The organism is Alteromonas sp. 4NH20-0104 (genome assembly GCF_057547795.1).
The window spans coordinates 11,750-37,458 of record NZ_BAAJLP010000041.1; the positions used below are offsets into that span (position 1 = coordinate 11,750).

Annotated in this window: 18 protein-coding genes; 16 read left to right on the forward strand and 2 right to left on the reverse strand. The window is 50.4% G+C overall.

The annotated features are described in order from the left end of the window. The 11 genes from AC27IB_RS21525 to AC27IB_RS21575 all read left to right on the forward strand — a co-directional run bounded on the left by AC27IB_RS21525 (position 1) and on the right by AC27IB_RS21575 (position 15,475). A complete protein-coding gene (locus AC27IB_RS21525; RefSeq protein WP_487123572.1) occupies positions 1–954 on the forward strand; it encodes a PstS family phosphate ABC transporter substrate-binding protein in 954 nt (317 codons plus the stop codon). Then, positions 954–1,757 (forward strand): prolyl hydroxylase family protein, encoded by an 804-nt coding sequence (locus tag AC27IB_RS21530; protein ID WP_487123574.1) that lies wholly within the window; start codon positions 954–956, stop codon positions 1,755–1,757. Before AC27IB_RS21525 ends, AC27IB_RS21530 begins: the two co-directional genes overlap by 1 nt. Positions 1,758–1,971: 214 nt before the next feature. Then, positions 1,972–6,036, forward strand: coding sequence for a hypothetical protein (locus AC27IB_RS21535; RefSeq protein WP_487123576.1), 4,065 nt, complete (start codon positions 1,972–1,974; stop codon positions 6,034–6,036). 105 nt (positions 6,037–6,141) lie between these two features. Beyond that, the gene (locus AC27IB_RS21540; RefSeq protein WP_487123578.1) at positions 6,142–8,895 is read left to right on the forward strand and encodes a TonB-dependent receptor domain-containing protein; all 2,754 of its coding nucleotides are present in this window, start codon (positions 6,142–6,144) and stop codon (positions 8,893–8,895) included. A gap of 153 nt (positions 8,896–9,048) precedes the next feature. Beyond that, positions 9,049–9,804: a DUF3450 domain-containing protein gene (locus AC27IB_RS21545; protein ID WP_296051087.1), complete on the forward strand. Its 756-nt coding sequence runs from the start codon at positions 9,049–9,051 to the stop codon at positions 9,802–9,804. A 13-nt stretch (positions 9,805–9,817) separates the two neighbouring features. Next, positions 9,818–11,182, forward strand: a complete 1,365-nt coding sequence (locus AC27IB_RS21550) for a MotA/TolQ/ExbB proton channel family protein (RefSeq protein WP_487123592.1) — start codon at positions 9,818–9,820, stop codon at positions 11,180–11,182. A 5-nt stretch (positions 11,183–11,187) separates the two neighbouring features. Beyond that, positions 11,188–11,703, forward strand: a complete 516-nt coding sequence (locus AC27IB_RS21555) for a MotA/TolQ/ExbB proton channel family protein (protein ID WP_296051085.1) — start codon at positions 11,188–11,190, stop codon at positions 11,701–11,703. A gap of 60 nt (positions 11,704–11,763) precedes the next feature. Further along, on the forward strand, positions 11,764–12,171 hold the full coding sequence (locus AC27IB_RS21560) for an ExbD/TolR family protein (RefSeq protein WP_105932915.1): 408 nt from the start codon (positions 11,764–11,766) through the stop codon (positions 12,169–12,171). 13 nt (positions 12,172–12,184) lie between these two features. Next, positions 12,185–12,796 (forward strand): energy transducer TonB, encoded by a 612-nt coding sequence (locus AC27IB_RS21565; protein WP_296051080.1) that lies wholly within the window; start codon positions 12,185–12,187, stop codon positions 12,794–12,796. 1 nt (position 12,797) lies between these two features. Then, positions 12,798–14,117, forward strand: a complete 1,320-nt coding sequence (locus AC27IB_RS21570; protein WP_296051077.1) for a tetratricopeptide repeat protein — start codon at positions 12,798–12,800, stop codon at positions 14,115–14,117. A 146-nt stretch (positions 14,118–14,263) separates the two neighbouring features. Beyond that, positions 14,264–15,475, forward strand: coding sequence for an energy transducer TonB (locus AC27IB_RS21575; protein WP_296051074.1), 1,212 nt, complete (start codon positions 14,264–14,266; stop codon positions 15,473–15,475). Between the two features lie 66 nt (positions 15,476–15,541). Here AC27IB_RS21575 and AC27IB_RS21580 read toward each other — a convergent pair whose 3' ends face one another. After that, positions 15,542–16,852: a DUF2254 domain-containing protein gene (locus AC27IB_RS21580; RefSeq protein WP_487123582.1), complete on the reverse strand. Its 1,311-nt coding sequence runs from the start codon at positions 16,850–16,852 to the stop codon at positions 15,542–15,544. A 138-nt stretch (positions 16,853–16,990) separates the two neighbouring features. Between AC27IB_RS21580 and AC27IB_RS21585 the strand changes: the two genes are divergently transcribed. The 3 genes from AC27IB_RS21585 (at position 16,991) to AC27IB_RS21595 (ending at position 21,006) form a co-directional block, all read left to right on the forward strand. After that, positions 16,991–17,767, forward strand: coding sequence for a hypothetical protein (locus AC27IB_RS21585; protein ID WP_296051072.1), 777 nt, complete (start codon positions 16,991–16,993; stop codon positions 17,765–17,767). Between the two features lie 130 nt (positions 17,768–17,897). Next, positions 17,898–19,217 carry a hypothetical protein gene (locus tag AC27IB_RS21590; RefSeq protein ID WP_296051069.1) on the forward strand — a complete coding sequence of 440 codons (1,320 nt, stop codon included), beginning with the start codon at positions 17,898–17,900 and terminating at the stop codon, positions 19,215–19,217. A gap of 139 nt (positions 19,218–19,356) precedes the next feature. After that, complete coding sequence (locus tag AC27IB_RS21595; protein ID WP_487123584.1) at positions 19,357–21,006, forward strand: alkaline phosphatase D family protein; 1,650 nt, start codon at positions 19,357–19,359, stop codon at positions 21,004–21,006. 6 nt (positions 21,007–21,012) lie between these two features. On the opposite strand, the gene AC27IB_RS21600 is transcribed toward AC27IB_RS21595, so the two are convergent. Next, complete coding sequence (locus AC27IB_RS21600; RefSeq protein ID WP_487123586.1) at positions 21,013–21,528, reverse strand: hypothetical protein; 516 nt, start codon at positions 21,526–21,528, stop codon at positions 21,013–21,015. Between the two features lie 184 nt (positions 21,529–21,712). Between AC27IB_RS21600 and AC27IB_RS21605 the strand changes: the two genes are divergently transcribed. Together AC27IB_RS21605 and acnB are read left to right on the forward strand one after the other, a co-directional pair. Next, positions 21,713–22,840, forward strand: coding sequence for a PQQ-dependent sugar dehydrogenase (locus tag AC27IB_RS21605; protein WP_487123588.1), 1,128 nt, complete (start codon positions 21,713–21,715; stop codon positions 22,838–22,840). A 209-nt stretch (positions 22,841–23,049) separates the two neighbouring features. Continuing rightward, on the forward strand, positions 23,050–25,662 hold the full coding sequence (acnB, locus tag AC27IB_RS21610) for a bifunctional aconitate hydratase 2/2-methylisocitrate dehydratase (RefSeq protein WP_487123590.1): 2,613 nt from the start codon (positions 23,050–23,052) through the stop codon (positions 25,660–25,662). Positions 25,663–25,709: the final 47 nt, after the last annotated feature.

The window sequence follows — 25,709 nt, forward strand, 5'->3', positions numbered from 1 at the left end:
ATGCACAAGTTTGCTTTTCTGTTACTGCTTACAGGATTCACCATTAGCGTTGCTGCCAGCGAAACGGGTTATGAGCGCAAACCCGGCGTGGCGGGCAACATTACCTCCGTAGGTTCAGACACTCTGGCTAACTTAATGACCCTGTGGTCTCAGGAATTTAAAACACTTTACCCGGATGTGACTTTTCAAATCCAGGCGTCAGGTTCTTCTACTGCACCGCCGGCGCTTACCGAGGGTACGGCAACCATAGGCCCAATGAGCCGGGATTTAAAACCCAGTGAGCGGCGTGCGTTTATCCAGGCCCATGGTTATCCGCCTACGGTGATCAAGGTGGCCATCGATGCCATTGCCATTTTTGTTGAGCACCGCAATCCGCTGGAAGGATTAACCTTGCAGCAGGTGGATGCGATCTTTTCCGTTACCCGTTATTGCGGCGCAGAGGAGCGCATCACCAAATGGTCGCAGCTGGGGATCAGTGACTATGGCGAGTCGGCACCAATAAGGCTATTCAGCCGTAACTCGGTGTCGGGGACTTACGGCCTGTTTAAGATTATGGCGTTATGCGACGGTGATTTTACCAAATCGGTGAATGAGCAGCCGGGCTCTGCGTCGGTTGTGTTATCTGTGGCATCCAGCAAAGGCGGCATGGGCTATGCGGCTTATGGCTACAAAACTGCCGGAGTGAAAGCGCTGCCGTTAGGGAACAGCGAAGATAACCTGGTACCACTAACCAGTGAAACCGTGCAGAACGAGACCTATCCCTTTAGCCGCTTTCTTTATCTGGTGGTTAATAAGGCGCCCGGCGAACCACTGCCAAAGCTGGAGCGGGAATTTTTACGGTATGTGTTATCAGCGCGCGGCCAGCAACAGGTAGCGCGAGACGGCTATTTTCCCATCCGCGAAGACATGCTTAGGCGTGAAATGCGTGTTATCGGTGAGTCTGAGGCTTACTGATGCAGTCGCAGTGGAAACAATGGGTATTAGCCAACCTGCTACGCAACGTTCCTGTAGAGAAAATATATGCCACCCTGCTGCGCGAGGGATTTACTCATTCTCAGGTGATGCCGTTACTCGGCGATAACCTTAACTCTGCTCAACAGCAAGTGCTGACAGAGAGATTTGCCGCTCGCTACCCGGCACCTGTTTTTCTTTCTCGTGAGCTGCCTGCCAACGTGCGGGTGATTGAGTCAGACAAGGCTCAGTTGTTTGCGGTGGCAGATTTTCTGCCTTTATCGACCTGCGAAAAAATCGTCGCGCTCAGCAAACAGCATCTCCGGCCTTCCACCATTACCACTGCCGGTACCGAGGCTGATAAGGCATTCAGAACCTCCAGTACCTGTGATTTAGTCAGTCTCGACAGTGATATTGCGCATCGGGTGTCTGAGCACATCATTGATTATTTTGGTTTTGCCAAAGGCAACAGTGAGCCCATTCAGGCGCAACACTATGCCAAGGGCCAGCAATTTAAAGCCCACACCGATTATTTTGAACCCGGTACCAGTGAACACCGCCAGTTTGCCAGTCAGCTGGGGCAGCGTACCTGGACATGCATGGTGTATCTGAACGAAGTTGAGGCAGGTGGCGAAACTGAGTTTGTTAAACTGGGTAAGTCGTTTACCCCTCACCCTGGTACGGCGGTGATCTGGAATAATTTATTGCCGGACGGGCGACCTAATGCCAATACCCTGCATCATGCCCATCCCGTCATAAAAGGTGAAAAAGTGGTTATCACCAAGTGGTTCAGAGAGGCGGTCTGACCACTGTCATAATTCACCCGGAAATCGCCCATAAGCCCGCAACCGCGCCAGTGCTAGCGGTTTTGCTACTTCAAGCTAGTGTTTAAAAAACAAACATCTACTGACAAATAAGAAACTTTTGTTACAGCCAGATAGTGTAACAAAAGTGTCATTCAAGTCCGGTAGTCTTCTCAGCCATTGAAATAATGACATAAAGTGGTTTTGGAGAATTTTAATGGCTATAAAGCACACATTCAGAGCGTCAGCCATTGCAACTGCACTAATTCTGGCAGGTTGTGGTGGGGATATTAATATCAACGAAGGTGATGTGGTAACGAATCCGGCACCAACACCTACGCCAACCCCTACACCAACCCCAACGCCTACACCCACTCCAACGGGTGCAGAAAACCCGTTAGATCAGGGCCTGGCCACTGATGTGTCTTCAGAGTTTCCTGAAATCACCGACAAGCCGGTTTATCGCCTGAACGAAAACGTAGAGTTTAACGAAGAAACCACGCTGACTGCCGACGCACACTGGGTGCTGGACGGTCGTGTTGCTGTAGGTGGCGATGATGAAAACTCAACCGTGCTGAACATTGAAGCCGGCACCACTGTTTTTGGTGAAGAAGGCGAAGACTTCCTGGTTGTTCGTCGTGGTTCACAAATCATGGCCGAAGGTACCGCTGCTGAGCCAATCATCTTTACATCTGTACAAGACGTTACCGGTCAGGAAACTGATATCGGTCAATGGGGCGGCCTGGTACTGCTGGGTAAAGCGCCGGCCAACTCTTGTGGTGATACCGAAGGTAACGCTACTCAGGACGAACTGAATAACTGTGGTGTTTCTGCAGAGGGTGACGCGGGTCAGTTCGGTGGCAACAACCCAACTGATGACTCAGGTGTACTGCGCTACATCGTGGTTAAGCACGCAGGCCGTACTTTAGGTAACGGCGACGAACTGAACGGCATCAGCTTTGCGGGTGTGGGTTCAGGCACCGAAGTAGATTACATTCAGGTTCACCAGAACCTCGACGATGGTGTTGAGTTCTTTGGTGGTACTGTAAACGTTAAACACGTTGTGCTGACTGATAACGGTGATGACAGCTTAGACTGGTCATTTGGCTGGACAGGTTCTGCCCAGTTCGTTTATATCCAGCAAAACAGCGAAAACGGCGACAACGCCATCGAAGCTGACAACAGCGAGTTCGACGCAGCTGCTACGCCGTTAACTCAACCTAATATCGCTAACGTGACTATCGTTGGTGATGCGCAAACTAACGGTGTTCGCTTACGTGCCGGTACCGCGGGTTTCCTGACCAACGTTCTGGTTAGCGGCCCTACTGGTTATGAAAACTGTCTGCGTGTAAACGGTTCTGAGTCCCAGGAACTGGCTGCGGACGGTGAACTGGCTATCACCAACTCAATTGTTGCCTGTGAAGATGCTAACAACAACTTTGGTAGCGACACTATCGGTACCATGACCACCGCTGAGTGGTTCGCTTCTCAGTCTGGTAACCAGGTACTTACACCTGCTGAACTTGGCCTGAGCGATGACGGTTACACGCCTGCACAAGGTTCTGTATTGCTGACTTCAGGTTCTGATCCTACGGCATTGCACAGCAGTTTTGATTCAGCTAACTACGTAGGTGCGTTTGACGGCGCAACTAACTGGATGTCTGGCTGGACTTCAGGTGTTAACGGTGGTTTCCCTGCGGATGTGGATAATGCTTTTGAGCAAGGTTTAGCTCAGGACGTTTCTGCTAACTTCCCGGAACTGACTGACAAGCCGGTTTATCAAATCGACGAAGACGTGGTATTTACTGCCGACGTTACTCTGACGAACGATGCGCACTGGGTATTAACCGGTCGTACCGCAGTAGGTGGTGATAACGAAGACTCTGCGACTTTATACATCGAAAATGGCACCACTATTATCGGTCAGCAGGGTGAAGACTTCCTGGTAGTTCGTCGTGGTTCTAAGATTGAAGCACTGGGTCTGCCTGGTTCACCTATCACCATGACCTCTGTACAAGACGTTACAGGTCAGGAAACCGGCATTGGCCAATGGGGCGGCCTGGTATTACTGGGTAACGCACCGGCTAACTCTTGTGGCGATACTACTGGCGACGCTACTGAAGACGAGCTGGCTAACTGTGGTGTAGCAGCTGAAGGTGACGCAGGTCAGTTCGGCGGCAATAACCCGGAAGATAACTCAGGTACTATTCAGTACGTAGTGGTTAAGCACGCTGGCCGTACCTTAGGTAACGGTGATGAGCTGAACGGTATCAGCTTTGCGGGTGTGGGTTCACAAACTAACGTTCACCACATTCAGGTTCACCAGAATCTGGACGATGGTATCGAATTCTTCGGTGGTAGCGTTAACGTTCGTTACGTAGTACTGACCGACAACGGCGATGACTCTTTCGACTGGTCATTCGGCTGGACAGGTAAAGCACAGTTCGTTTATATCCGTCAGGACTCTGAAGGTGGTGATAACGCTTTTGAATCTGACAACAGCGAATTCGACGCTTCTGCCACACCGCTGACTAACCCAACGGTTGCTAACGTAACTATCCAGGGTGCAGCAATGACAAACGGCGTTCGTTTACGTGCCGGTACTGCAGGCGCTCTGTATAACTTCGCAATTACCGGCCCTGAAGGCTACAGCAACTGTCTGCGCGTAAACGGCGACGAGTCTCAGGCTCTGGCCACTGCGGGTAGCCTGTCGATTGCCAACTCAGTAGTCGCTTGTGCTGCAGCCAGCAACTTTGGTGATGCTTTCGCTGAGACATGGTTTACTGCGGGTAACAACAACCAGGTACTGACTTCTGCCGACCTTAATTTAGGTACCATGGGCCGTATGCCGGGTGCAGGTTCTGCGCTGTTAGGTGCTGGTGCAGACGTAGCTGATGTTGAAGACGACAGCTGGTTTGCCTCAACCGATTACATCGGTGCATTCGACGGTCAGAACGACTGGACTGAAGGCTGGGCTTACGGCATGGATCAGTCACTGGTAAGCAACGCCTTTGAACAAGGCCTGGCGACTGACGTGTCTGCTAGCTTCCCTGAAATTACTGACAAGCCGGTTTATCAGCTTGACGCCGACGTTGAATTTAACGCAGACGTTGCGCTGTCTAACGATGCGCACTGGGTATTCACCGGTCGTACTGCGGTAGGTGGTGATAACCAGAACTCTGCAACCCTTTATATCGATGCAGGCACTACGCTAATCGGTCAGCAGGGTGAAGACTTCCTGGTAGTGCGTCGCGGTTCAAAAATCCGCGCCATGGGTACTGCTGATGCGCCAATTGTGATGACCTCTGTACAAGACGTAACGGGTCAGGAAACGGGCATTGGCCAATGGGGTGGTCTGGTATTACTGGGTAATGCTCCAGCTAACTCTTGTGGCGACACTACTGGTGATGCTACTGAATCTGAACTGGCTAACTGTGGTGTAGCTGCCGAAGGTGACGCAGGTCAGTTCGGTGGTAACCAACCTGAAGATAATTCAGGCACTATCCAGTACGTTGTGGTTAAATACGCGGGCCGTACCTTAGGTAACGGTGACGAACTGAACGGTATCAGCTTCGCCGGTGTGGGTTCTGGTACATCGGTTGACTACATTCAGGTTCACCAGAACCTGGACGACGGTATCGAGTTCTTCGGTGGCTCAGTAAGCGTGAAGCACGTGGTACTGACCGCTAACGGTGATGATTCCTTCGACTGGTCATTCGGTTGGACAGGTACTGCACAGTATGTACTGATTAAGCAGGATTCAGCAGGCGGCGACAACGCATTCGAATCAGACAACAGTGAATTTGATGCGTCGGCTACGCCACTGACTAACCCAACAATTGCTAACGTGACAATTGTGGGTGCAGACCAAACGAATGGTGTACGTCTGCGTGCCGGTACCGCTGGCTCACTGCATGGCTTCGTAATCACTGGCCCGGCAGGCTACAGCAACTGTCTGCGTGTAAACGGTGACGAGTCTCAGGCTCTGGCTACTGCTGGTGACCTGTCAATCGCTGACTCAATCGTAGCGTGTGAAGCGGGCAGCAACTTTGGTGACCAGTTTGCCGAAGACTGGTTCCTGGCGGATGCCTCGAACATGGTCTCTACCGCTGACCAGCTGGGTCTGGCTGACAACGGTTACATGCCAGCTACCGGTTCGGTACTGTTAGATTCTTCGTTAACCTTTACCGGTAACGACCTGCTGGAAGACACTGACTTTATCGGTGCCATGGACGCCAGCAATGACTGGACGCAAGGATGGGTAACTGTCGGTCTGGATTAATCTGCACCGCGCTTACGTAAAGTCATATAAAAGGAAGGGCGCCGCATGGCGCCTGACCTGTTGAAAATCCAGCAAAAAATTTGAGTTTCAGTGGAGTTTTAAATAATGAGTTCAACAGACCGTCCAATGCCGTCGATGTCACGGCTTTATAAATCGGTTGCCTTTGCGCTCTGTGCAAGTTCATTACATCCTTTCAGCGCCGCGATTGCGCAGCAGAGTGAACAGGAAGAAGCGCAGGCTATCGAAGAAGTTGTTGCGACGGGTACACGTTTAAAAGGTACGGCAGCAGCGGTACTGCAGGAACGTCAGAACCAGGCCTTTGTTGCCGATATCATGGGCGCGGAACAAATTTCCCGTACCGGTGACGGCGACGCCGCATCGGCCCTTCGTCGGGTAACCGGTTTGACCCTGGTAGACGGCAAGTTTATCTACGTGCGTGGTTTAGGTGAACGTTATTCCAGTACCCAGTTGAATGGTATGGGTGTACCGAGTCCGGATCCAACCCGCTCGGTAGTGCCGTTAGACTTATTCCCGTCTGACATCATCGAAAGTCTGAATGTTCAGAAATCCTTCTCGCCGAATATGCCTTCGCACTTCGGTGGTGGTAACGTAAACATTCGTACCAAAACCATCCCGACTGACTTTATTTTCCGCTTAACCGGCGGGGTAGGGTACAACACCAATAACTCTGATGATGGTTTCTTCTATTCAGGCGGCGGTGACGATTGGACCGGCCGTGACGATGGCACGCGTGAACTGTCATCGGTCATTTCAGATAGTCTTGACCGTGCACAATCTGATGCTGGTATTCAGGGTTCCAACAGTTATCGCTTAACCCTGGAAGATCGTAAAGCCATGCTGAGCTCGATGTTCTGGGATATTGGCCCTGATCCAAAGAGTGTCGATCCGGATTTCAATCTGGGTATGACCTTAGGGGATAACTACGATACCGATTACGGGGTATTTGGTTTCCTCTCAGCAGTCTCTTACGAAAATGAATGGAACATCAATCAAGGCAGCCAGGGTAATAACCTGGGCACCGTGGGTTGTTCTGACCTGCCGGATCGCTATTCTAAGGACGGCAAGTGTTTCGCGCAGTTCTTTGAAGGCGTGGATACCGAACAGCAGGTACGCTGGAGCGGCATGCTTAACCTCGGTTGGGAAATTAACAGCAATCACCGTATCGATATGACTAACCTGATCCTGCACGACATGAGTGACCGGGTGCGGGTACGTGAATTCATCGATATTAATGAAACGGTATTTGGCGAAACTGAATTGCAACGTGTGGACATGCTGTTTGAAGAGCGCCGCATGAACTCAAATCAGATTAAAGGTACCCATAACTTCCCTGAGCTTAACTTCCTGTACCTCGACTGGTACGCCGGCACCAGCCGCGCGCGTCGTTCGGCACCAGGTAGTCTGGATGTGACCTACCAGCAAAACTTTGCAGAGGGTGCCTTTGTCGATCAGCAATTGCAGCCTATTGCCGCAACCAGTGTTAACAGAGGTTATCAGGACCTGCGCGACGTAGTGGAAACCTGGGGTTGGAACATGGGTTATCCCATTATGGCCGAAGGCCTGGAGCTGGAAATTAAAGCCGGTGCCGACTTCTTCGAAAAAGCGCGAAAGGCCGAGAATATTCCTATTAATGTGACGCACCGGGCAATCACAAGCGATTTCCTGTTTGGTAACCGGATTGATGACATTTTCTCAGATGAAAACATCAACAATGATGATTTCTACCGCAGTGCAACCGGCGCCAATATCTTAGAGTCAGGTATGGCTGATGGTGATGAGTTTGCGGCCGGGACCAAGATAGATGCTTACTACCTGATGATGGATGCGTTTATCGACAACACCTGGCGGGTAAGCGGCGGTGTACGCTACGAAGACTTCCGTCAGGTTTCGGTACCGTTTGAGTCGCACTCAAATCAGTTTGCCGTGAGCCCGGAAGAAATTGAACAGTTATTCTTTGAGGAAGACGACTTCTTCCCGTCACTGGCGTTAACCTACATGATGGATAACGACATGCAGTTCCGTTTGAACATGAGTCAGACGACCATCCGCCCGGACCTGCGTGACGTAAGTGTTACCTTCTTTATCGACCCGCTGACTGAGTTCCTGGTACGTGGTACGCCACTGCTGCAAAGCTCTAAGCTGGACAACGTCGATTTCCGTTGGGAATGGTATCGTGAAGCGGGCAATAACCTGTCGGTAGCGGTGTTCTATAAGGACATCGAAAAGCCAATCGAACTGATTGAGCTGAACACCGTGGGTGGTGCTGCGCCTAACCTGTTAACTGCCAACGGTGAATCAGGTAAGTTGTACGGTCTGGAAGTGGAATTCCTGCAGGATCTGAGCATTATTAGCAGTGACTTCAGTAACTTCTTCGTGACCGGTAACCTGACCATTTCAGACTCTGAAGTGACCTTAGGTGCGGTGGAAGATGACGTGACCAGTTTGTTTGAAACCCAGTTGCTTGATGCGCTGAATGCCACCTCGGCATCAATCACCGTCACTAACAACAAACGCCGTCTGGTGGGTCACTCTGAATGGGTAGCTAACCTGCAGGTAGGTTACGATTCAGACAATGGGGAGCACTCTGCTACGCTGGTATACAACGCATTCGGGCCACGTATTATCGTGCCTGGTACGCGTGGTAACGAAGATGCCCAGGAGCAGACTTATCATTCACTGGATATGAACTACACCTACTATCCTGACTTCAACACCCGGATTAAATTCAGCGTGAAAAACATGCTCAATGAATCCAAGCAAATTCAACAGGAAGGCCTTAACCTGCTGTTGCAGGAAGATGGCGTAGAGTTTGGTTTAAGTTACAGTTACCAGTTCTAAGCGTTATCAACAAAGGGGTCGGACAGGCCCCTTTTTACTGCCATATTTATATGACAGATATGTAATAAAACTGTCACAGAAACCCCCTATCCTACCCGCAGCTAATTTAGTGGTCGGTACATCCGATTTCTTGAAAACAAAAGGTTTGAATCTATGAAGCTTTTTAACACCTTGCTGATGAGCACGGCACTATTGTCGGCATCAGCCTTTGCTCAGGAGCAGGATTTAAAGCCTGCCATTGACACTGCCAAGGAAATCAACGAGTCAGCTGCCAAATCGCAGCAAAAAATTGATGGCATTACCGATCAGATTGACAGCAAGCTGCAACAGTTTAAAACGCTGAATAAAGAGATCGAAGGTCTGGAAGTGTATAACAACCAGCTGCGTAAGCAGATCGCCAACCAGGAACAGGAAATGGCCGATTTGAATGCGGCTATCGACGAAGTGTCTGTTATTGAGCGTCAGATCACGCCACTGATGATTCGTATGATTGACGGCCTGGAACAGTTCATCGAACTGGACGTGCCTTTTCTGGCCCAGGAGCGTGCAGAACGTGTTGCCAGCCTGAAAAGCATGATGGACCGCGCCGACGTTGCTGCGTCTGAAAAATTCCGTCGCGTAATGGAAGCTTATCAGGTAGAGATGGACTACGGTCGCACCATGGAAGCTTACACCGGCATCCATCAAATCAATGGTCAGGAGCGCGACGTTGAGTTTTTACGCTTAGGTCGTACTGCGCTGATTTATCAAACACGTGATGCGGGTATGCAGGGCGTGTGGAACAAGCAAACCCGTCAGTGGGAAGAGTTAGACAGCTCTTACCGTACCCAGGTGACCAAAGCATTACGCATGGCCAAGAAGCAACTTGCACCTGACCTGTTAATGCTGCCTGTAGCGATTACAGACTAAGAGGACGAAGATGATGTTGAAATCGTTTAAAACTATCGTATTTGGTCTGGTTGCTGCGAGCATCAGCGTAAGTGCTGTAGCGCAAGATGACCGTGCACTGGATCTGGATGCACTGTTAAAGCAGCTTGAAGAAGGCAAGTTCGCGCAGACCGAGCAAAACAAACAGCGTGAGCAGGAATTTGTGGCTCAGCGAGCAGAGCAGGACCGCATTTTACGTGAAACGGCGCAACTGCGTGACCGCACTCTGGCAACCTCAGAGCAGCTTGAAACCACCTTTGAAGAAAATGAATTTAAACTGGCAGACTTAAATGAAGCGCTGACCAACCGTTTAGGTTCATTAAAAGAGTTATTCGGTGTGCTGCAACAGGTAGCCGGCGATACAAAAAATAAGTTTTACAACTCGGTCGTATCGGCTGAGATTCCTGGACGTTCAGCGTTCCTGGACCAGTTGGCGCAAGACATGGGCTCAAGCTCAAAACTGGCATCTATCGACGAAATCGAGCAGGTTTGGTACGAAATCCAACGGGAAATGACCCAATCAGGCAAAGTCACCAAGTTCACCACCGACGTGGTAGAAGCCGGTGGCGCGAAAGTGTCAAAAGAAGTGGTTCGTGTAGGTCCGTTTGCCCTGGTTGCTGATGGTAAATACCTCGACTACAACGGCGTTACCGGTACGGTTGCTGAACTTATCCGTCAACCCGCGGGCCGTTATGGTGAATCTGCAGCCGAGCTTCAGGCTTCTAACGGTGAACTGGTTAAGTTTGGTCTTGATCCAACCGGTGGTTCAATCCTGGGTTTGCTGGTACAAGCGCCTAACCTGCGTGAACGTGTAGAGCAGGGCGGTGTGGTTGGTTATATCATCCTCATCGTAGGTGCCTTTGGTCTGTTACTGTCGCTTGAGCGTCTGTTCACCCTGACCATTATTCGCACCAAGGTTAACAGTCAGCTGAAGTCGAAAGAAGTGAAAGCCAACAACCCGCTGGGTCGTGTACTGAAAGTGCGGGATGAGCATCCTAATGCGGATACCGAAGCACTGGAACTGCATTTAACCGAAGCGATTCTGGCTGAAGTCCCTAAACTGGGCCGCAACCTGACGATTATCAAAATCATCTCTGTTGTTGCACCGCTGATGGGTCTGTTAGGTACGGTAACCGGTATGATCAACACCTTCCAGGCGATTACCCTGTTTGGTACCGGTGACCCGAAACTGATGGCTGGTGGTATCTCTACTGCCCTGGTAACCACGGTACTGGGTCTGGTTGTAGCGATTCCGACAACCTTACTGTACGCCATGCTTAACACGCGTAGTAAGAACATTGTTTACATTCTGCAGGAACAAGCTGCCGGAGTAATCGCTGAGCGCGCTGAGAAAGGCTAATCATCATGATTGAGTTTCTGGAAGCAATTCGTGATTTTACAGAAACCGGAGGCCAGGTACTCCTGGTCATCGGGTTGCTGATATTCGTCATGTGGCTCTTGATCCTCGAACGTGCGCTGTACCTGTTAATTTGGCACAAAAGCTTAAGCAAAGACGCAATCGCTCAGTGGAAAGCCCGGGAAGATCGGTCTTCCTGGTACGCTGAGCAGGTTCGCTCTAAAGTCATTTCGTCGCTGACCATTCGTTTAAATGGCAGCATCCCTATTATTCAGGCGCTGGTGGCATTGTGTCCACTGCTGGGTCTGATGGGAACGGTAACCGGAATGATTGAAGTTTTTGATGTTATGGCCATCTCAGGTTCAGGTAATGCCCGTTCGATGGCGTCTGGTGTGTCTAAGGCCACTATTCCGACTATGGCCGGAATGGTAGGTGCACTGTCTGGTGTGTTTGCGTCAACCTGGTTGAATCGCAAAGTGAAAACCGAACGTGCCCACTTAGAAGAAGCACTCGTCAAGCGCTAACAAGGTATTCCGAGAGGGGGACTCGTCGCGGGTCGCCCACTAGAAAGGTAAGAAAGAATTATGAAACAGCATTTTCAAAACCTGGTGGATGAAGAAGAAGCCACCATTGATATGACGCCCATGCTGGACGTTGTATTTATCATGTTGATCTTCTTCATCGTAACGGCCTCTTTCGTGAAAGAAGCAGGTATCGACGTTAACCGTCCGGAAGCCGCCACGGCAGTTAAGAAAGATCGCGCTAATATCCTGATTGCTATCACGGATAAAGGCGAAATCTGGATTAACAAGCGACGTATCGATGTTCGCGCTGTACAGGCTAATATTGAGCGTTTACATGCGGAAAACCCGCAGGGCACCGTGGTAATTCAGGCTGATAAAAAGGCCACTACGGATACGCTAATTAAAGTGATGGATGCATCCCGGGCCGCTGGTGTTTACGATGTATCAATCGCCGCGCAAGAGCCATAAGCGAGCATAGACCATGTCACGATTTTTAATCGCATTTGTTGTCTCACTGGCGATTACGTTGGGATTGTTCTTTCTGATGCAGTCGCTGATCAAAATGGGCGGTAGTGCGTTAACTGAGCCGCCTAAAGGCAGTGTGCTGGACTTTGTTCGTATTAAGCCCGATGAGCAGGTACAGCAGAAAGAACGTAAACCACGTAAGCCACCTAAGCCAGAAGAGCCACCACCGCCGATGGACTCTCCGCAAATGGACTCGCCAAGTCCGGATGCTGATAGCAGCGGCATGTCTTTTGCCGCCGATGTTGGCGACAGCATGGCGCTGGAAGGCGGCGGTCTGGCACTGGAAGGCGGCGATGGTGAATACCTGCCAATCGTTAAAGTATCGCCGGTATACCCTCGCCGTGCATTGCAGCGTGGTATTGAAGGTTTTGTTATTGTTGAGTTTACCGTGACCAAACAAGGTGCCGTGAAGGACGTGTTTGTTATTGAAGCAAACCCGGAAGGTATTTTTGAACAGGCCGCGATGGATGCAGCGAAGAAATTTAAGTATAAGCCTCGGGTTGTAAATGGTGAGCCAGCGGCAGTTTCCGGTGTGCAAAACCGTATTACGTTCCAGATAGACGGGTAAGGTGAGTATGAAACAGACACTTTCTAAATCCCTGTTGTCACTGGCGGTGGCGGGTTTATTGGTCACCGGCACTACGTCGCTGGTGGCAGCGCCTGCAGTTGCCCAGGAAGAACAAAAGGCCAGCGAGCGACCCACTCGTCGTACACCGGCCTTACGTTCAAAAGTGTACGAGCAGTTAGCCCGTGCGCAGGAGCAAGCTGATGGTGGTAATATTACCGAAGCGGTAAGCATCCTCGATGCGGTGCAGGGTAAAGCCAGTTCCATGAACAGCTATGAGCTGGCCATGATGTACAACTTCTACGGCTTTATTTACTACAACGACGAGCAGTACGACAAAGCACTGGAAAACTTTGCCAACGTGGTTGAGCAACAGCCTATCCCGGAAAGCTTCGAGATGAGTACGTTGTTCAGTCTGGCTCAGTTGCACCTGATGCAGGGCAACTACAGCGAAAGTATTGAGTATCTCGAACGCTGGGAAGCCCTGAATACCGGCAAGATCCCACCTAAAAATCTGGTCATCAAGGCCCAGGCTTATTATCAGAATAAGCAGTATGCTGAAGCCTCTGAATTCATTAATCAGGCCATTAAAGGGCATGAAGATGAAGGCATGATCCCGGACGAAGGCTGGTTGATTTTACAACGGGCTATTTTTTACGAGCTTAAGCAGCCTGAAAAGGTCAAAGACGTGCTGGTAAAAATGGTGAAGTTGTTTAACGAACCCAAGTACTGGATCCAACTGGCGGGTATGTACGGTGAGCTGGGTGAAGAGAAAACGCAACTGGCGATTATGGAAGCGGCGTATCAGCAAGGCTACGTAACCAATGGTGGTGATATCTTTAACCTGGCGCAGCTTTATTACTATCATAAAGCCCCTTACAAAGGTGCTCGTCTGATGGAACAGGCGTTAAATGATGGGGTGCTTGAAAAGAACCTGCGTAACCTCAAGTTCTTAGGCCAAAGCTGGACCCTGGCTAAAGAGCAGGAAAAAGCGGTACCGGTGATGGCTCAGGCGGCGGATTTATCTGATGACGGTGAACTCGATGCTCAGCTGGCGCAGATTTATCTGAACATGGAAAGCTGGGACAACGCCATCGAAGCGGCAGACAACGCCCTTAACAAAGGCGAGCTGCGCAATCCTGGCATACCGTACCTGATTAAAGGCATGGCGCTGTACAACAAAAAACAGTATGCCGCCGCGCTGGATACCCTGGCTGAAGCTGAAAAATTCAGCTCAAGCAAAGGGATGGCGCAGCAGTGGTCGAAGTTTGTTGAGTCAGAAAAGAGCAGCAGCGAACAGATCCAGGCCGAACTGGGCTCCTAAGTCGTTCATCGCATAATTGATTGAAAAGCCAGCTATACGCTGGCTTTTTTTGTTTTAATATCTTAACTTTATACTTAAGTCTAAGAGCCCTGTTCAGGAAGTGGGCGGTTCAGGATTAAACGTGATTAACTGACATGGAGAAAGTTATGCTAAAACGTTATCTCTCACTGGCGACAGCCGTTGCCTTCAGTCTGGGTATGTCTGCTCAGACTCACGCCAGCGAAATGACCAGCGCTTATCAACAGTATCAGCAGGCAGTCAGTACCGGTGACACCACACAGGCTTTTAAATATGCCTCGCAGGCGTTTAATGCTGGTCAACAGGAATATGCTGCTGATTCTGATAACCTGTTTGCTCTTCAATATAATTACGCTGTAGCGGCCGGACAAGTCGGTAAGTATGATATTGCGGTTGATCAGTTTGAAGCACTTGCCAGTAATGCGGCGCAGCAATTCGGAAAGCTAGCTCTCAAAACGTTGGCAACCAGATTGGATTGGTATAAGGCGCTTCTGCAAAAAGAGCAAACACGAAAAGTAAAGTTAAAAGTGAGTGGCGCAACACTGCTCATGAGAAATATTCTTGATGAGCTTGAACAAGCCGCCACTGCCTATCCTGCTGATGGCGCCAACATGTATTACATGGTTGCAAGCACATTACTGCAATATGGCAGTGCGCAGTTTTCACAGCAGCGAGTAGCCGGTACAGTCAATCAGGGGCTAAAGTTGGCGATTACATCCTGGGGTGAGCAGGACATGCGTACTTTGGAGCAACGCTATTTGCTTGGCCGTCTGAGCTATGCAGCAGCTGATTTTAATCAGGTGGTAGCAACCTTAGAGCCTTTAACTGCTACGCTCGACCAGTCTCTGAGCTATACCCATCCGCTCACATTACAGGCTCGTGCACTGATGCTCGAAGCTTACGAGCAATTAGCACAACCAGAGAAAGTGAAACAGCATAGCCAGCACATAGCGCAAATGAAGCCTTGGCAAGCTCACCTGGAACCGGTGTTGTTGTTACGTAAAATGCCACGTTATCCTCAGGTGGCCACAGACTTAACCGGTGACGCTACTGTAAAAGTGACGTTTGATATAAGTGCTGCTGGTAACGTTGAAAACGTCCGGATAAGTGATGACAGTGCTGGTAGTAAAGTGTTCAGGCATTCTGCGATGGAAGCGGTACAGCAATGGCGCTATATGCCGCGGTTTGTTGATGGAAAAGCAGTGGAGACCGAAGGCATGACAGTGTCAGTGGACTTCGATTCAAAATTTGCTGGCTATGATTACCGCTTTAATCATGCCTCAACCGATTACGTTAAGGCCGAAGAAGCACGTCTTCGCAATCAGTCGAACGCAAAGTAACATGATTGAGTAAAGGGTTGTCTTTCATGAGTGTTGGCAGACAACCTATCTGACATCCCTCGATTTTTATTCAAAAGGCAACATAGCCTCTTCTATGGATTTTTTATCACTGGCACTGATGGTTAACGTGGCCATTTGCTCTTCAATGCTTCGGGCATGAGTCGAAATGGTTTTTTGCTCAGTGGCAATGCAGCATTGTTTTAATTTCGCCAGACTTTTGAGTAAATGAATAAGCACCGCAATCTGGTCGTTAGCTGACTGCCGGACCTGGCTATAGGCTTTATCTACCACACCGACAAAGGTGAAGGTGCGGCGTTTCAGCCACACCTCTGATGAGGTGTGAATGAGGTTTTCCGCCGGAAACTCGCGGGAGGCTACCTGCACACAAATAGCCGTTAGCTTATCTAAGCAGGTAATGGCCGTATGCGGGTCATTGATCCCCGGTGATAAGGCTCGCAGCGCAATTTCAACTAACTGACTGATAGCAAATTCAGGATCCTGAATGGGAGTGCGGTTGGCACCCAGTACCACGGCTTGTCGCAAAGTCGTAAAATCAGCTTCACTGGTGGGCTGACGGCAGTGAACGGTAAACAATGCCCCGCCGCATAAAACATGGTCGCCGCTACGAACATGTAACTCACATCCTGCCACCTCGGTGGCGTTCTGATTCAGAAAACTGGCATAGTTGATGGTTTGAACATAGCCGTTCTGCACTGCTTTCACACTAACCAGAAAGTCACCTTTTGGCGCTGCCCATTGCTCGGCGATAGCCCTGAAAGACGTGTTGGACTCAGGTACCGGTAACAGCGAGTTAATGTTGCTTTCAAAATGCAGTACACAGTTAGCAATGACCTGGTCAGCCTGAATTGACCGCGACACATGATGGATAAAGTAGATAATGGTTACGCAATCAATCAGGGCCAGAAACACGGTGGCGCCGGCTAACATGGAAATCGCATCCTGGTTACTGTTTATTGATGAGAGGTGATGCAAAGAAATCAGGCAGAACAGAAAGGTGGAGACCAGAATACCCAGCACTGTCTGGGTTTTACGGTCCTGCATAAAGTTGCGAATTAAGCGCGGACCAAACTGATTTGAGGCCAAAGTTAGCGACACCAGTGTCATCGAAAAGGCAATACTGGTGACCGTTATCATCGCGCCCGCAACGGTGGACAGCAGTTGTTGAACGCTTTCCTGAGTCACCAACGGGATCAGCGGACGCAGCACATCAGGCAGGAAAGCGCGTTCAATCACCGATAAACAGGCATAACACAGCGCCACGCTGATGCTCATCATCAGCAACGGGATAAACCAGTAGCTGGTGGACAGAGATTCCCAGAGAACCCGAACTCGGGTAGCAAGCAGCCTTAAATTCATCCATTATCCTGTGTGCAATTAGCTTTCCTATAAAGTACCAGTTTAGTACGAATTAACCCATTGATTTGGATTGATTAGTTTTTTCTGACGTCGTCGTGTATCGTATTATGAAGGATAGTCAGACAGGTCAATGGATCAGTGATACCGGATTACAGCCGCTACTCTAAAGCAGAGCTCGAAGAAGCGCTGAGCGCAATCGATAAGGCGCGCTTTCCTGAGCGGGTGAAGCAAATTCATCAGGTCCTCGCTGAACGAGAGGCTGCAGACGCCGACTCCCCGGCACCCGAGCAGGAAATACTGCTGCCAGAGCCGGAAACACCTGAACAAATGCAGCGCAAAGTGCTCGGGACATTGGCGCTAATTTTTGGCGGGTTAATTCTCGGTGCCATGCTACTACCGATCTATTTTCATTCTTTTCTGCTGAATAACGAGATGGTTACCCCCTTCCGGCGGGTAGCCTTAACCGCGGGCCTGGTGGTATTCGTGGTAACCTGCAAAAAATTTCTACATACCAATCATCTGCGTAAACTGAATGCAGAGCTACTGGCGAAGGGGAAGCAGCCCATGACCGCTGATTCTCCGCGCCGTTTGTATGGGGCGATGGGGGCCGCGTTGCTAATAGCCTTGGTGACAGTCTTTGCTGTTTACCGTGGTGCACCGGTGGCACTGCATTTGTATGTACTGGATGCCAGCACGGCAACCGAGCAGGTAACTATCGCTAAGTTACCCCGTCGCTTTCGTAGAAAGCACTGTAACGGTAAAATTTATCTGGCGGAGTACAGCGCTCAGTTTTTTGATTATGTCTGTCAGGTAACGCCCAGGTCGCAGTGGGAGCAACTTCGTCCGGGGCAGCAAATTCGCTTGCACGGTAGTCGCTCTGCGCTTGGGTTTCTGGCCAGGAAGACCTCGATATAAACTCAGTGATCTGCCAGGCAATTATTTTGGCGAAGCGGGCCATTAAAGGTTAAACTTTAGTTGTATTTACTGGTGATTGGTAACCTTATTAAGGTATGAACGGCACGTTCTCGTTTTCAAAGGATTGGATATGAAATTACTGATTGGGTCGCTTTGGATTGCGACCGTACTCTGCGCCTATTGGTATGGCACATCACAAGTTAACCCTCACCAGCCCGCCGGGCTCGGTTCCGCAAACTCCCTTACCGATGCAGCAGAGCCTGACGGGCAAAATGAGACAGCCAGCACAGTTTTGCCGGTTGATGAGGAGACGGACGAGAGGGCAGTTTCTAACACCGAAAGTGCCCACAAGACGGTAACGGTAGATGAGGCGGTAGCGCAAACCCAGGTACTGTTAGGCGATATGGGCTGGTCACCTACCATGGCAAGTATCGCCAAAGCCTACGCTATTGTATCGCAACTTAATTTAGAACAAACCTTAGCGGCGCTCAATCAACTGGAATACGGTGACTCGCCGGAAAGTCTGCAAATTACCCTGTTGTTTATCAACCGGCTGGCAGAATTGTCGCCACTGCAGGCCATCGATTATGTGAATCTCAACGTGACCGGTAGTATGCAAAAAGACGGCGCTATGGCTGCCGTTATCGCTACCTGGGCAGATTCCGACCCCCATGCTGCGTTGCAGTGGTATTTGAGTCAGCCTGAGGATACCCGCCAGCAGGCAATGGGCCGGTTTGCCCTGGGGGGCTTGTTTTCCAGCCTCGCCCGGCAGGATCTGGATGCAGCCATCAGCAGTATTGAAACGGATTTCGATGCCAGTGATTTTAAAGCGATTGAATATGCCGTGAGCAGCACCGCCAGGAACCTGCAAAATACCGAACAGTTTGAGTATTTACTCGAGCGGGTTCAGGCCATGGATAACGAGAGTGCGTTGCAGGCCGTGTTCTCCAATTGGTTAGCCAGGGAGCCGGATGAAGCGCTGGCCAGGCTCGACCTGATTAGCGATCCAAAACAACAACAAGCCATCGAAGAGCGTGCCTTTCGCAGTTGGATGGTGAGAAGACCGGAAGAAGCGGCTGAACGCTTTATGCAACGGGCTGCGCCGGATCAGCGCCAGTCCCGGGCCAAGGTGGTGGTTGAGTCGATGAGCTTTAACCAGCCCGAACTGGCGCTAAGTTGGCTGAGCAGGCAAACCGCCATTGATGCCCAACCACTGACTTCTGAGTTAATTAGCCGTTCGGCTTATCGTAATCCGCAGTTTGCAGACCAAAATCTGCATAGGATCACCAACCAGGATAACCTGTCCGTCCTGACATCACGGGTTTATCAAAGTTACAGCCGCTACAGCCAGGCTAAGGCCGACGAGTTTTTATCCCGTCAGTCGCCAGCAATACGCGAACAGGTGTTAACCAGATTGAAGAGAGTCGAAGCAATCCGATCCCGCGGCTAAACTGTTGGCGGCGGGAGTTGGCAATAGTTGTACTTAGTAACGTAGTTTCAATGCCTTAGCAAAATGTTCATCGACATTTCATCGGACTGTCACAGAGCTTCTGCATAGTCAGGCTCCATTTTGTTGTGCGGACCATACTATGATTTTCTCTCGTCGCCAGTTTTTAAAAACGACCCTTGCCTCTGGCGTGCTAACGCCTTTTGCTTATCAGGCGGCTGCCGCGCCGGTTAATCCGTTGTTTGACTGTGGCGTAGCAAGTGGTGACCCAACCCATAACCGAATTATTTTATGGACCCATACGCGTGAGCCTGTTGCCCTGACATGGCAATTAGCCAAAGACCTGGCATTCAAACAGCTGGTGCAGAGTGGGGCTGGCAAAACTTCTCTGGCGCAGGACTGCACTTTTAAAGTTGATGTGACCGGCCTGGAGCCAGGCACCACGTATTATTACCGCTTTGTGACCAAAGACGGACAGAGTGAACCGGGGCGCACCAAAACACTGCCAGCCGGCGAGCCTGACTCGCTGAATATTGCAGTGGCCTCCTGCTCGAACTATCCGTTCGGCTATTTTAATGCGTATCATCATATTGCCACTGATGAGTCAGTGGACTTTGTTTTACATCTTGGCGATTACATCTACGAGTACGGTCAGGATAGTTGGGGAGACGAACAGGGGCGCAAGCTCAATCGCCGGCATCAGCCCGCCAATGAAATCGTCTCACTCACTGACTACCGGACCCGTCACCGTCAGTATAAAACCGATAATGGATCCCGACTGATGCATGCGTCTCATCCGCTTATTCCAACCTGGGATGACCATGAGTCGGCGAATAATCCGTACATGGACGGCGCACAGAACCACCAGCCAGAAGAAGGTGACTGGGTTACCCGCAGAGCCGCATCCATTCAGGCCTACTATGAATGGATGCCGTTACGGGAGCCTGCTGAACAGGCCAGTAAAGCCCAGCTCTGGCGGCATTTTGAATTTGGTAACCTGGCAACCCTGACGACAATCGAAACCCGCCATACCGGGCGCGGTAAACAAATTGACTACGCTGAGCAGTTGCCACAAATACAGTCAGAGCAGACGCTGCGCCATTTCATTGAGTCTGTACTCGGCGACCCCGGCCGTTCCATGTTAAGTGTTGCTATGGAAAATTTTCTGAATGAACACCTGGCGGCGTCTGTCAGGCAGGGTGCGCAATGGCGCCTGATAGGCAATCAAATTCCCATGGCCCGCACTCATGTACCCGCCGCAACTGAGTTAAGCTTGCCGCCGGCGCTTGCCAGTAATCCAGCCATAGCTCAACACTTTGGCTACTTTATGGCACTGGGCAAATATGATTTACCTATTTATCTGGATACCTGGGACGGTTATCCGGTTGCCCGGGAAAAGTTTTATCAGCTGTGTCAGTCGGCGAAAGCCACTGACTTAATCGTGTTAACCGGTGACAGCCATGCGTTCTGGGCCAATCAGTTATTTGCCGGTGATGGTTACGCCATGGGCGTTGAACTGGGTACCGCGGGGATTACCTCGCCGGGCGATTTTGAAACCTTTGGCCCGGTGCTGGCTGGCGAGTTTGATCAGCGGGTAGCGCAGCATAACCGGGAGATCCTGTGGACGGACTGCCAGCATCGTGGCTACGTAAAAGTTGAGCTCAGTCCGCAGACGGCCATTGCCAGTTTCATTGCGGTATCAAACATTACCAGTGAGCACTACAGCGCGAAAACCCTGCGTCAGTATCAGATAAACAAAGCGGGTGCGTCGCTGACCATCGAAAAGGTTTAGTCGCGGTTACAATAACGCATTCTGACGCGGCCGCTGGATTATCCAGCGGGCTACGTCCTGGCGTAAAAACTTATAGGTTAAACCGCCTATAACCCCGGCGAGTACCTGCCAGAGCTGACCTTCAATAGAACGGGTGCCGGCGATAAGGGTAACGTTGATAATGGGCTGCATCAGCAGTAACATAATCATCATTGCCAGGCCCGCGGCAAGGGGATGCAGCCAGTTATTGCGTAATTTGAGCATGCGCCCGGCGCGGCCACTGAGGTATAACGCAATCGACAGCGTTGCCAATACGGCTGAACCGTATTTAGGTAATAACCCCCACCAGTCGAGCACGGTATGTTCAAGCCATTGATTACCGGTAATATTAACGCCGAGTGATTCCAGGTTCGCGAGGACAAATTGTGACTGGGATACACTGGCAATGGTGTAAGTGACCAACCAGGTCACCAGCAATGCCCCGGCTTTTGTGACCGGGCTGATGTCGGACTGAACTTCGTAGACGACAACTTTTTCAGACATTACAGGCTTTCTCTTTCATAACAGGCTTGATTTGTTTGTATCTTGCATCGATGACAACACTGCTTACGATAAAGCGCAACACAAATCGTATAATTTCATGCTAAGCTGCCAAGTACAAGTTGTTGATAGTCTAATCTATATGTGCCAAGCGTTACATCAGCGAAGTCAAAAGTTGATGCCTCTTATGATGGGGATGGTATGCCTGTTGGGGGCATTCTCTGCACAGGCCGATGACCCACCGCCTTTAACTGGTAATTTCCATCAAACCCAGATTGCGGGCTACCTTGATTTGCCATGGGCGGCTGCCGAAAACCCGCTTGGTGGCTGGCTGATCACTGAACGCGGCGGCACTATCATTGAATATACCAATGCCGGCCAGCGACTGGAAATTCCACTGCAAATCGAGCAACTTTACGTGGCCGGGCAGGGCGGCTTGCTGGATATTGTGCTGGCTGATGACTTTACTGAAACCCGTCGGGTGTATTTAAGCTTTTCAGTGGGCGATGATGATGAAAACTATCTGGCGTTCGGTACTGCGCAGCTGGTGGGCGAGAAACCGCAGGTTGAGCGTTTATTTACCGTTAAAACGGCCAAAGATACACCGGTGCACTTTGGTGGGCGGTTGCAGCAATTAGCTGATGGCAGCTGGTTAATGACCAGTGGTGACGGCTTTGATTATCGCGAACAGGCACAACAGAAAAACAGTTTTCTGGGCAAAGTGCTGCGTTTTAACGACGATGGCAGTGCGCCGTTGGATAACCCGTTTTATACCACGCCTGACGCCCCGCAGAGCTATATTTATACCCTCGGACACCGTAATCCTCAGGGGTTGGTACAGGATCCGTTATCCGGGGCGCTGTGGCTCAATGAGCACGGCCCGGATGGCGGCGATGAAATTAATTTGCTGCAGGCCGGGAGTAACTATGGTTGGCCGGTAGTCACTTTGGGCAGGGACTACTCTGGGGCAAAAATTTCGCCGTTTACCCATTATGATGGCATGGTCGATCCGAGGTTAAACTGGACGCCTTCTATTGCCCCGTCCTCACTGGTGATCTACCAGGATTCAGCTTTTCCTGAGCTGGCCAATCATCTGTTGGTGAGCAGCCTGAAAAACAAAGCCTTATATGCGGTGACATTAGACCAAAATCCCATGTCGACAATGCAAATCTTTGCTACTATAAATGAGCGTTTACGGGATGTGATAGTAGGTCGTGATGGATCGGTATATATACTGACAGACGGCGAGCGCGGCCGGTTAATGCGTTTTTCCCCGTTGCGGGCAGAAAACGTACCGGAACACAGTTTGCGCTAAGACAGGCTGAATATCCGTAAAAGCTAGCAGAAATACGGTTGTTACCCCGGTGGTTACAACAATAGTCTGGCTGAATAGCGGCTATAAGTCTGCGAAACTGCATAAAAATTCAAATTCGTTATATATGCCGTTATAATTCCGGCGTTTAAATAGTCACTTCCTGCTCCGGGACCGTTCGAATTGGCAGGAATAACCATGAGGAAAACATCGTGTTAGAAGAATATCGCAAACACGTAGAAGAGCGTGCTGCTGAAGGAATCCCACCAAAACCGTTAAACGCGGAACAAGTGGCCGGATTAGTAGAATTACTGAAAAATCCACCTGCAGGCGAGGAAGAGTTTCTGCTGGAACTGATTTCTGAGCGTGTACCTCCTGGTGTTGACGAAGCCGCTTACGTAAAAGCCGGTTTCTTAAGTGCCATTGTTAAAGGCGAAGTGAGCTGTGATCTGATCAGTAAAGAAAAAGCGGTTGAGTTGCTAGGCAACATGCACGGTGGCTACAACATCGCGACCCTGGTTGAGTTACTTGACGATGCTGCATTAGCGCCACTGGCCGCCAAAGAACTAAAGCACACGCTGCTGATGTTTGATGCGTTCCACGACGTAGAAGAAAAACACAAAGCCGGTAACGAATTAGCCACTGACATCATCAAGTCATGGGCAGAAGCTGAGTGGTTTACCTCTCGTCCACAAATGGCCGACAAAATCACTTACTCAGTATTTAAAGTGACCGGTGAAACTAACACCGATGACTTATCTCCTGCACCTGATGCCTGGTCACGTCCTGATATCCCTCTGCACGCCTTAGCGGCTTACAAAATGACTCGTGATGGTTTAGAGCCAGAAGAGCACGGCGTAAAAGGCCCAATGAAGCAAATCGAAGAAGTGAAGGCTAAAGGCCATCCGGTTGCATTCGTGGGTGACGTAGTAGGTACGGGTTCATCTCGTAAATCAGCGACTAACTCGGTACTGTGGTTCTTCGGTGAAGATCTGCCAGGCGTGCCTAACAAGCGCGGCGGCGGTGTTTGTATTGGTTCTAAAGTAGCGCCAATCTTCTTCAACACCATGGAAGATGCCGGCGCGTTGGTCTTTGAAGCTGACGTAGAAAAAATGAACATGGGTGATGTTATCGACATCTATCCGTTTGAAGGCAAAATCACTAACGCCGAAACCGGCGAAGTACTGGCTGAGTACGACTATAAGTCTAAGGTTATCCTGGATGAAGTTCGCGCTGGTGGCCGTATTAACCTGATCATCGGTCGTGGCTTAACAGAAAAAGCCCGTGAAGCATTAGGTTTAGAGCCTTCTGAGCTGTTCCGTAAGCCTGAGCAACCAGCAGACTCGGGTAAAGGTTTCTCACTGGCGCAGAAAATGGTTGGTAAAGCTTGTGGCGTTGAAGGTATCCGCCCTGGTACTTACTGTGAGCCTAAGATGACTACCGTTGGTTCTCAGGATACCACAGGTCCTATGACCCGTGACGAACTGAAAGACCTGGCGTGTCTTGGCTTTACTGCCGATTTAACCATGCAGTCTTTCTGTCACACTGCCGCTTATCCTAAGCCGGTAGATATCGACACTCAGCACACTCTGCCTGACTTCATTATGAACCGTGGCGGTGTTTCTCTGCGTCCTGGTGACGGTATCATCCACAGCTGGTTAAACCGTATGTTACTGCCTGATACCGTAGGTACTGGTGGTGACTCACACACCCGTTTCCCACTGGGTATTTCATTCCCGGCTGGTTCTGGTCTGGTTGCTTTCGCAGCGGCTACCGGTGTGATGCCTCTGGATATGCCAGAGTCCATTCTGGTTCGCTTTAAAGGTGAGCGTCAGCCTGGTATCACGTTACGTGACCTGGTACATGCGATTCCTTTATACGGTATCAAGCAAGGCCTGCTGACGGTAGAGAAGAAAGGTAAGATCAACCAGTTCTCTGGTCGTATCCTTGAAATCGAAGGTCTGGAAGACTTAACGGTTGAGCAGGCATTCGAGCTGTCTGATGCGTCTGCTGAGCGTTCTGCTGCTGGTTGTACTATCAACCTGTCTGAAGAGTCTATCGCTGAGTACCTGCGTTCTAACATCACCATGCTGCGTTGGATGATCAACGAAGGTTATGGCGACCCACGTACGCTTGAGCGTCGTGCTCAGAAGATGGAAGAGTGGCTGGCTAACCCAAGCCTGATGCGTGCCGATGCGGATGCTGAATACGCTGAAGTGATTGAAATCGACCTGGCAGAAATCAAAGAGCCAATCGTATGCTGCCCGAATGACCCGGATGATGCCAAAACATTGTCTGACGTTGCTGGCGACAAGGTTGATGAAGTATTCATCGGTTCTTGTATGACTAACATCGGTCACTTCCGTGCCGCAGGTAAACTGCTGGATAACTACGGTAAGACACTGCCTACCCGTCTGTGGATTTCTCCTCCTACCAAGATGGATAAAGCCCAGCTGATGGAAGAAGGTTACTACAACATCTACGGTCGCGTAGGTGTACGTACAGAAATGCCAGGCTGTTCACTGTGTATGGGTAACCAGGCACGTGTAGACGCCGGTACTACTGTACTGTCTACTTCTACCCGTAACTTCCCTAACCGTTTAGGTGATGGCGCGAACGTATACCTGACTTCTGCGGAACTTGCAGCGGTAGGTGCAATCGTTGGTCGTCTGCCAACTGCGGCGGAGTACATGGAATACGCTGGTAAGATCGACTCAATGGCAGCCGATGTATACCGCTACCTGAACTTCGATAAGATGGAAAGCTTCAAGAAAGCAGAAGAAGAGGCCAAGGCTAAGATCATTCCAACGTTGAATGTTGCCTGACTTGACGTATAAACTAGCAAGCCGGGCACCGTAAGGGCCCGGCTTTT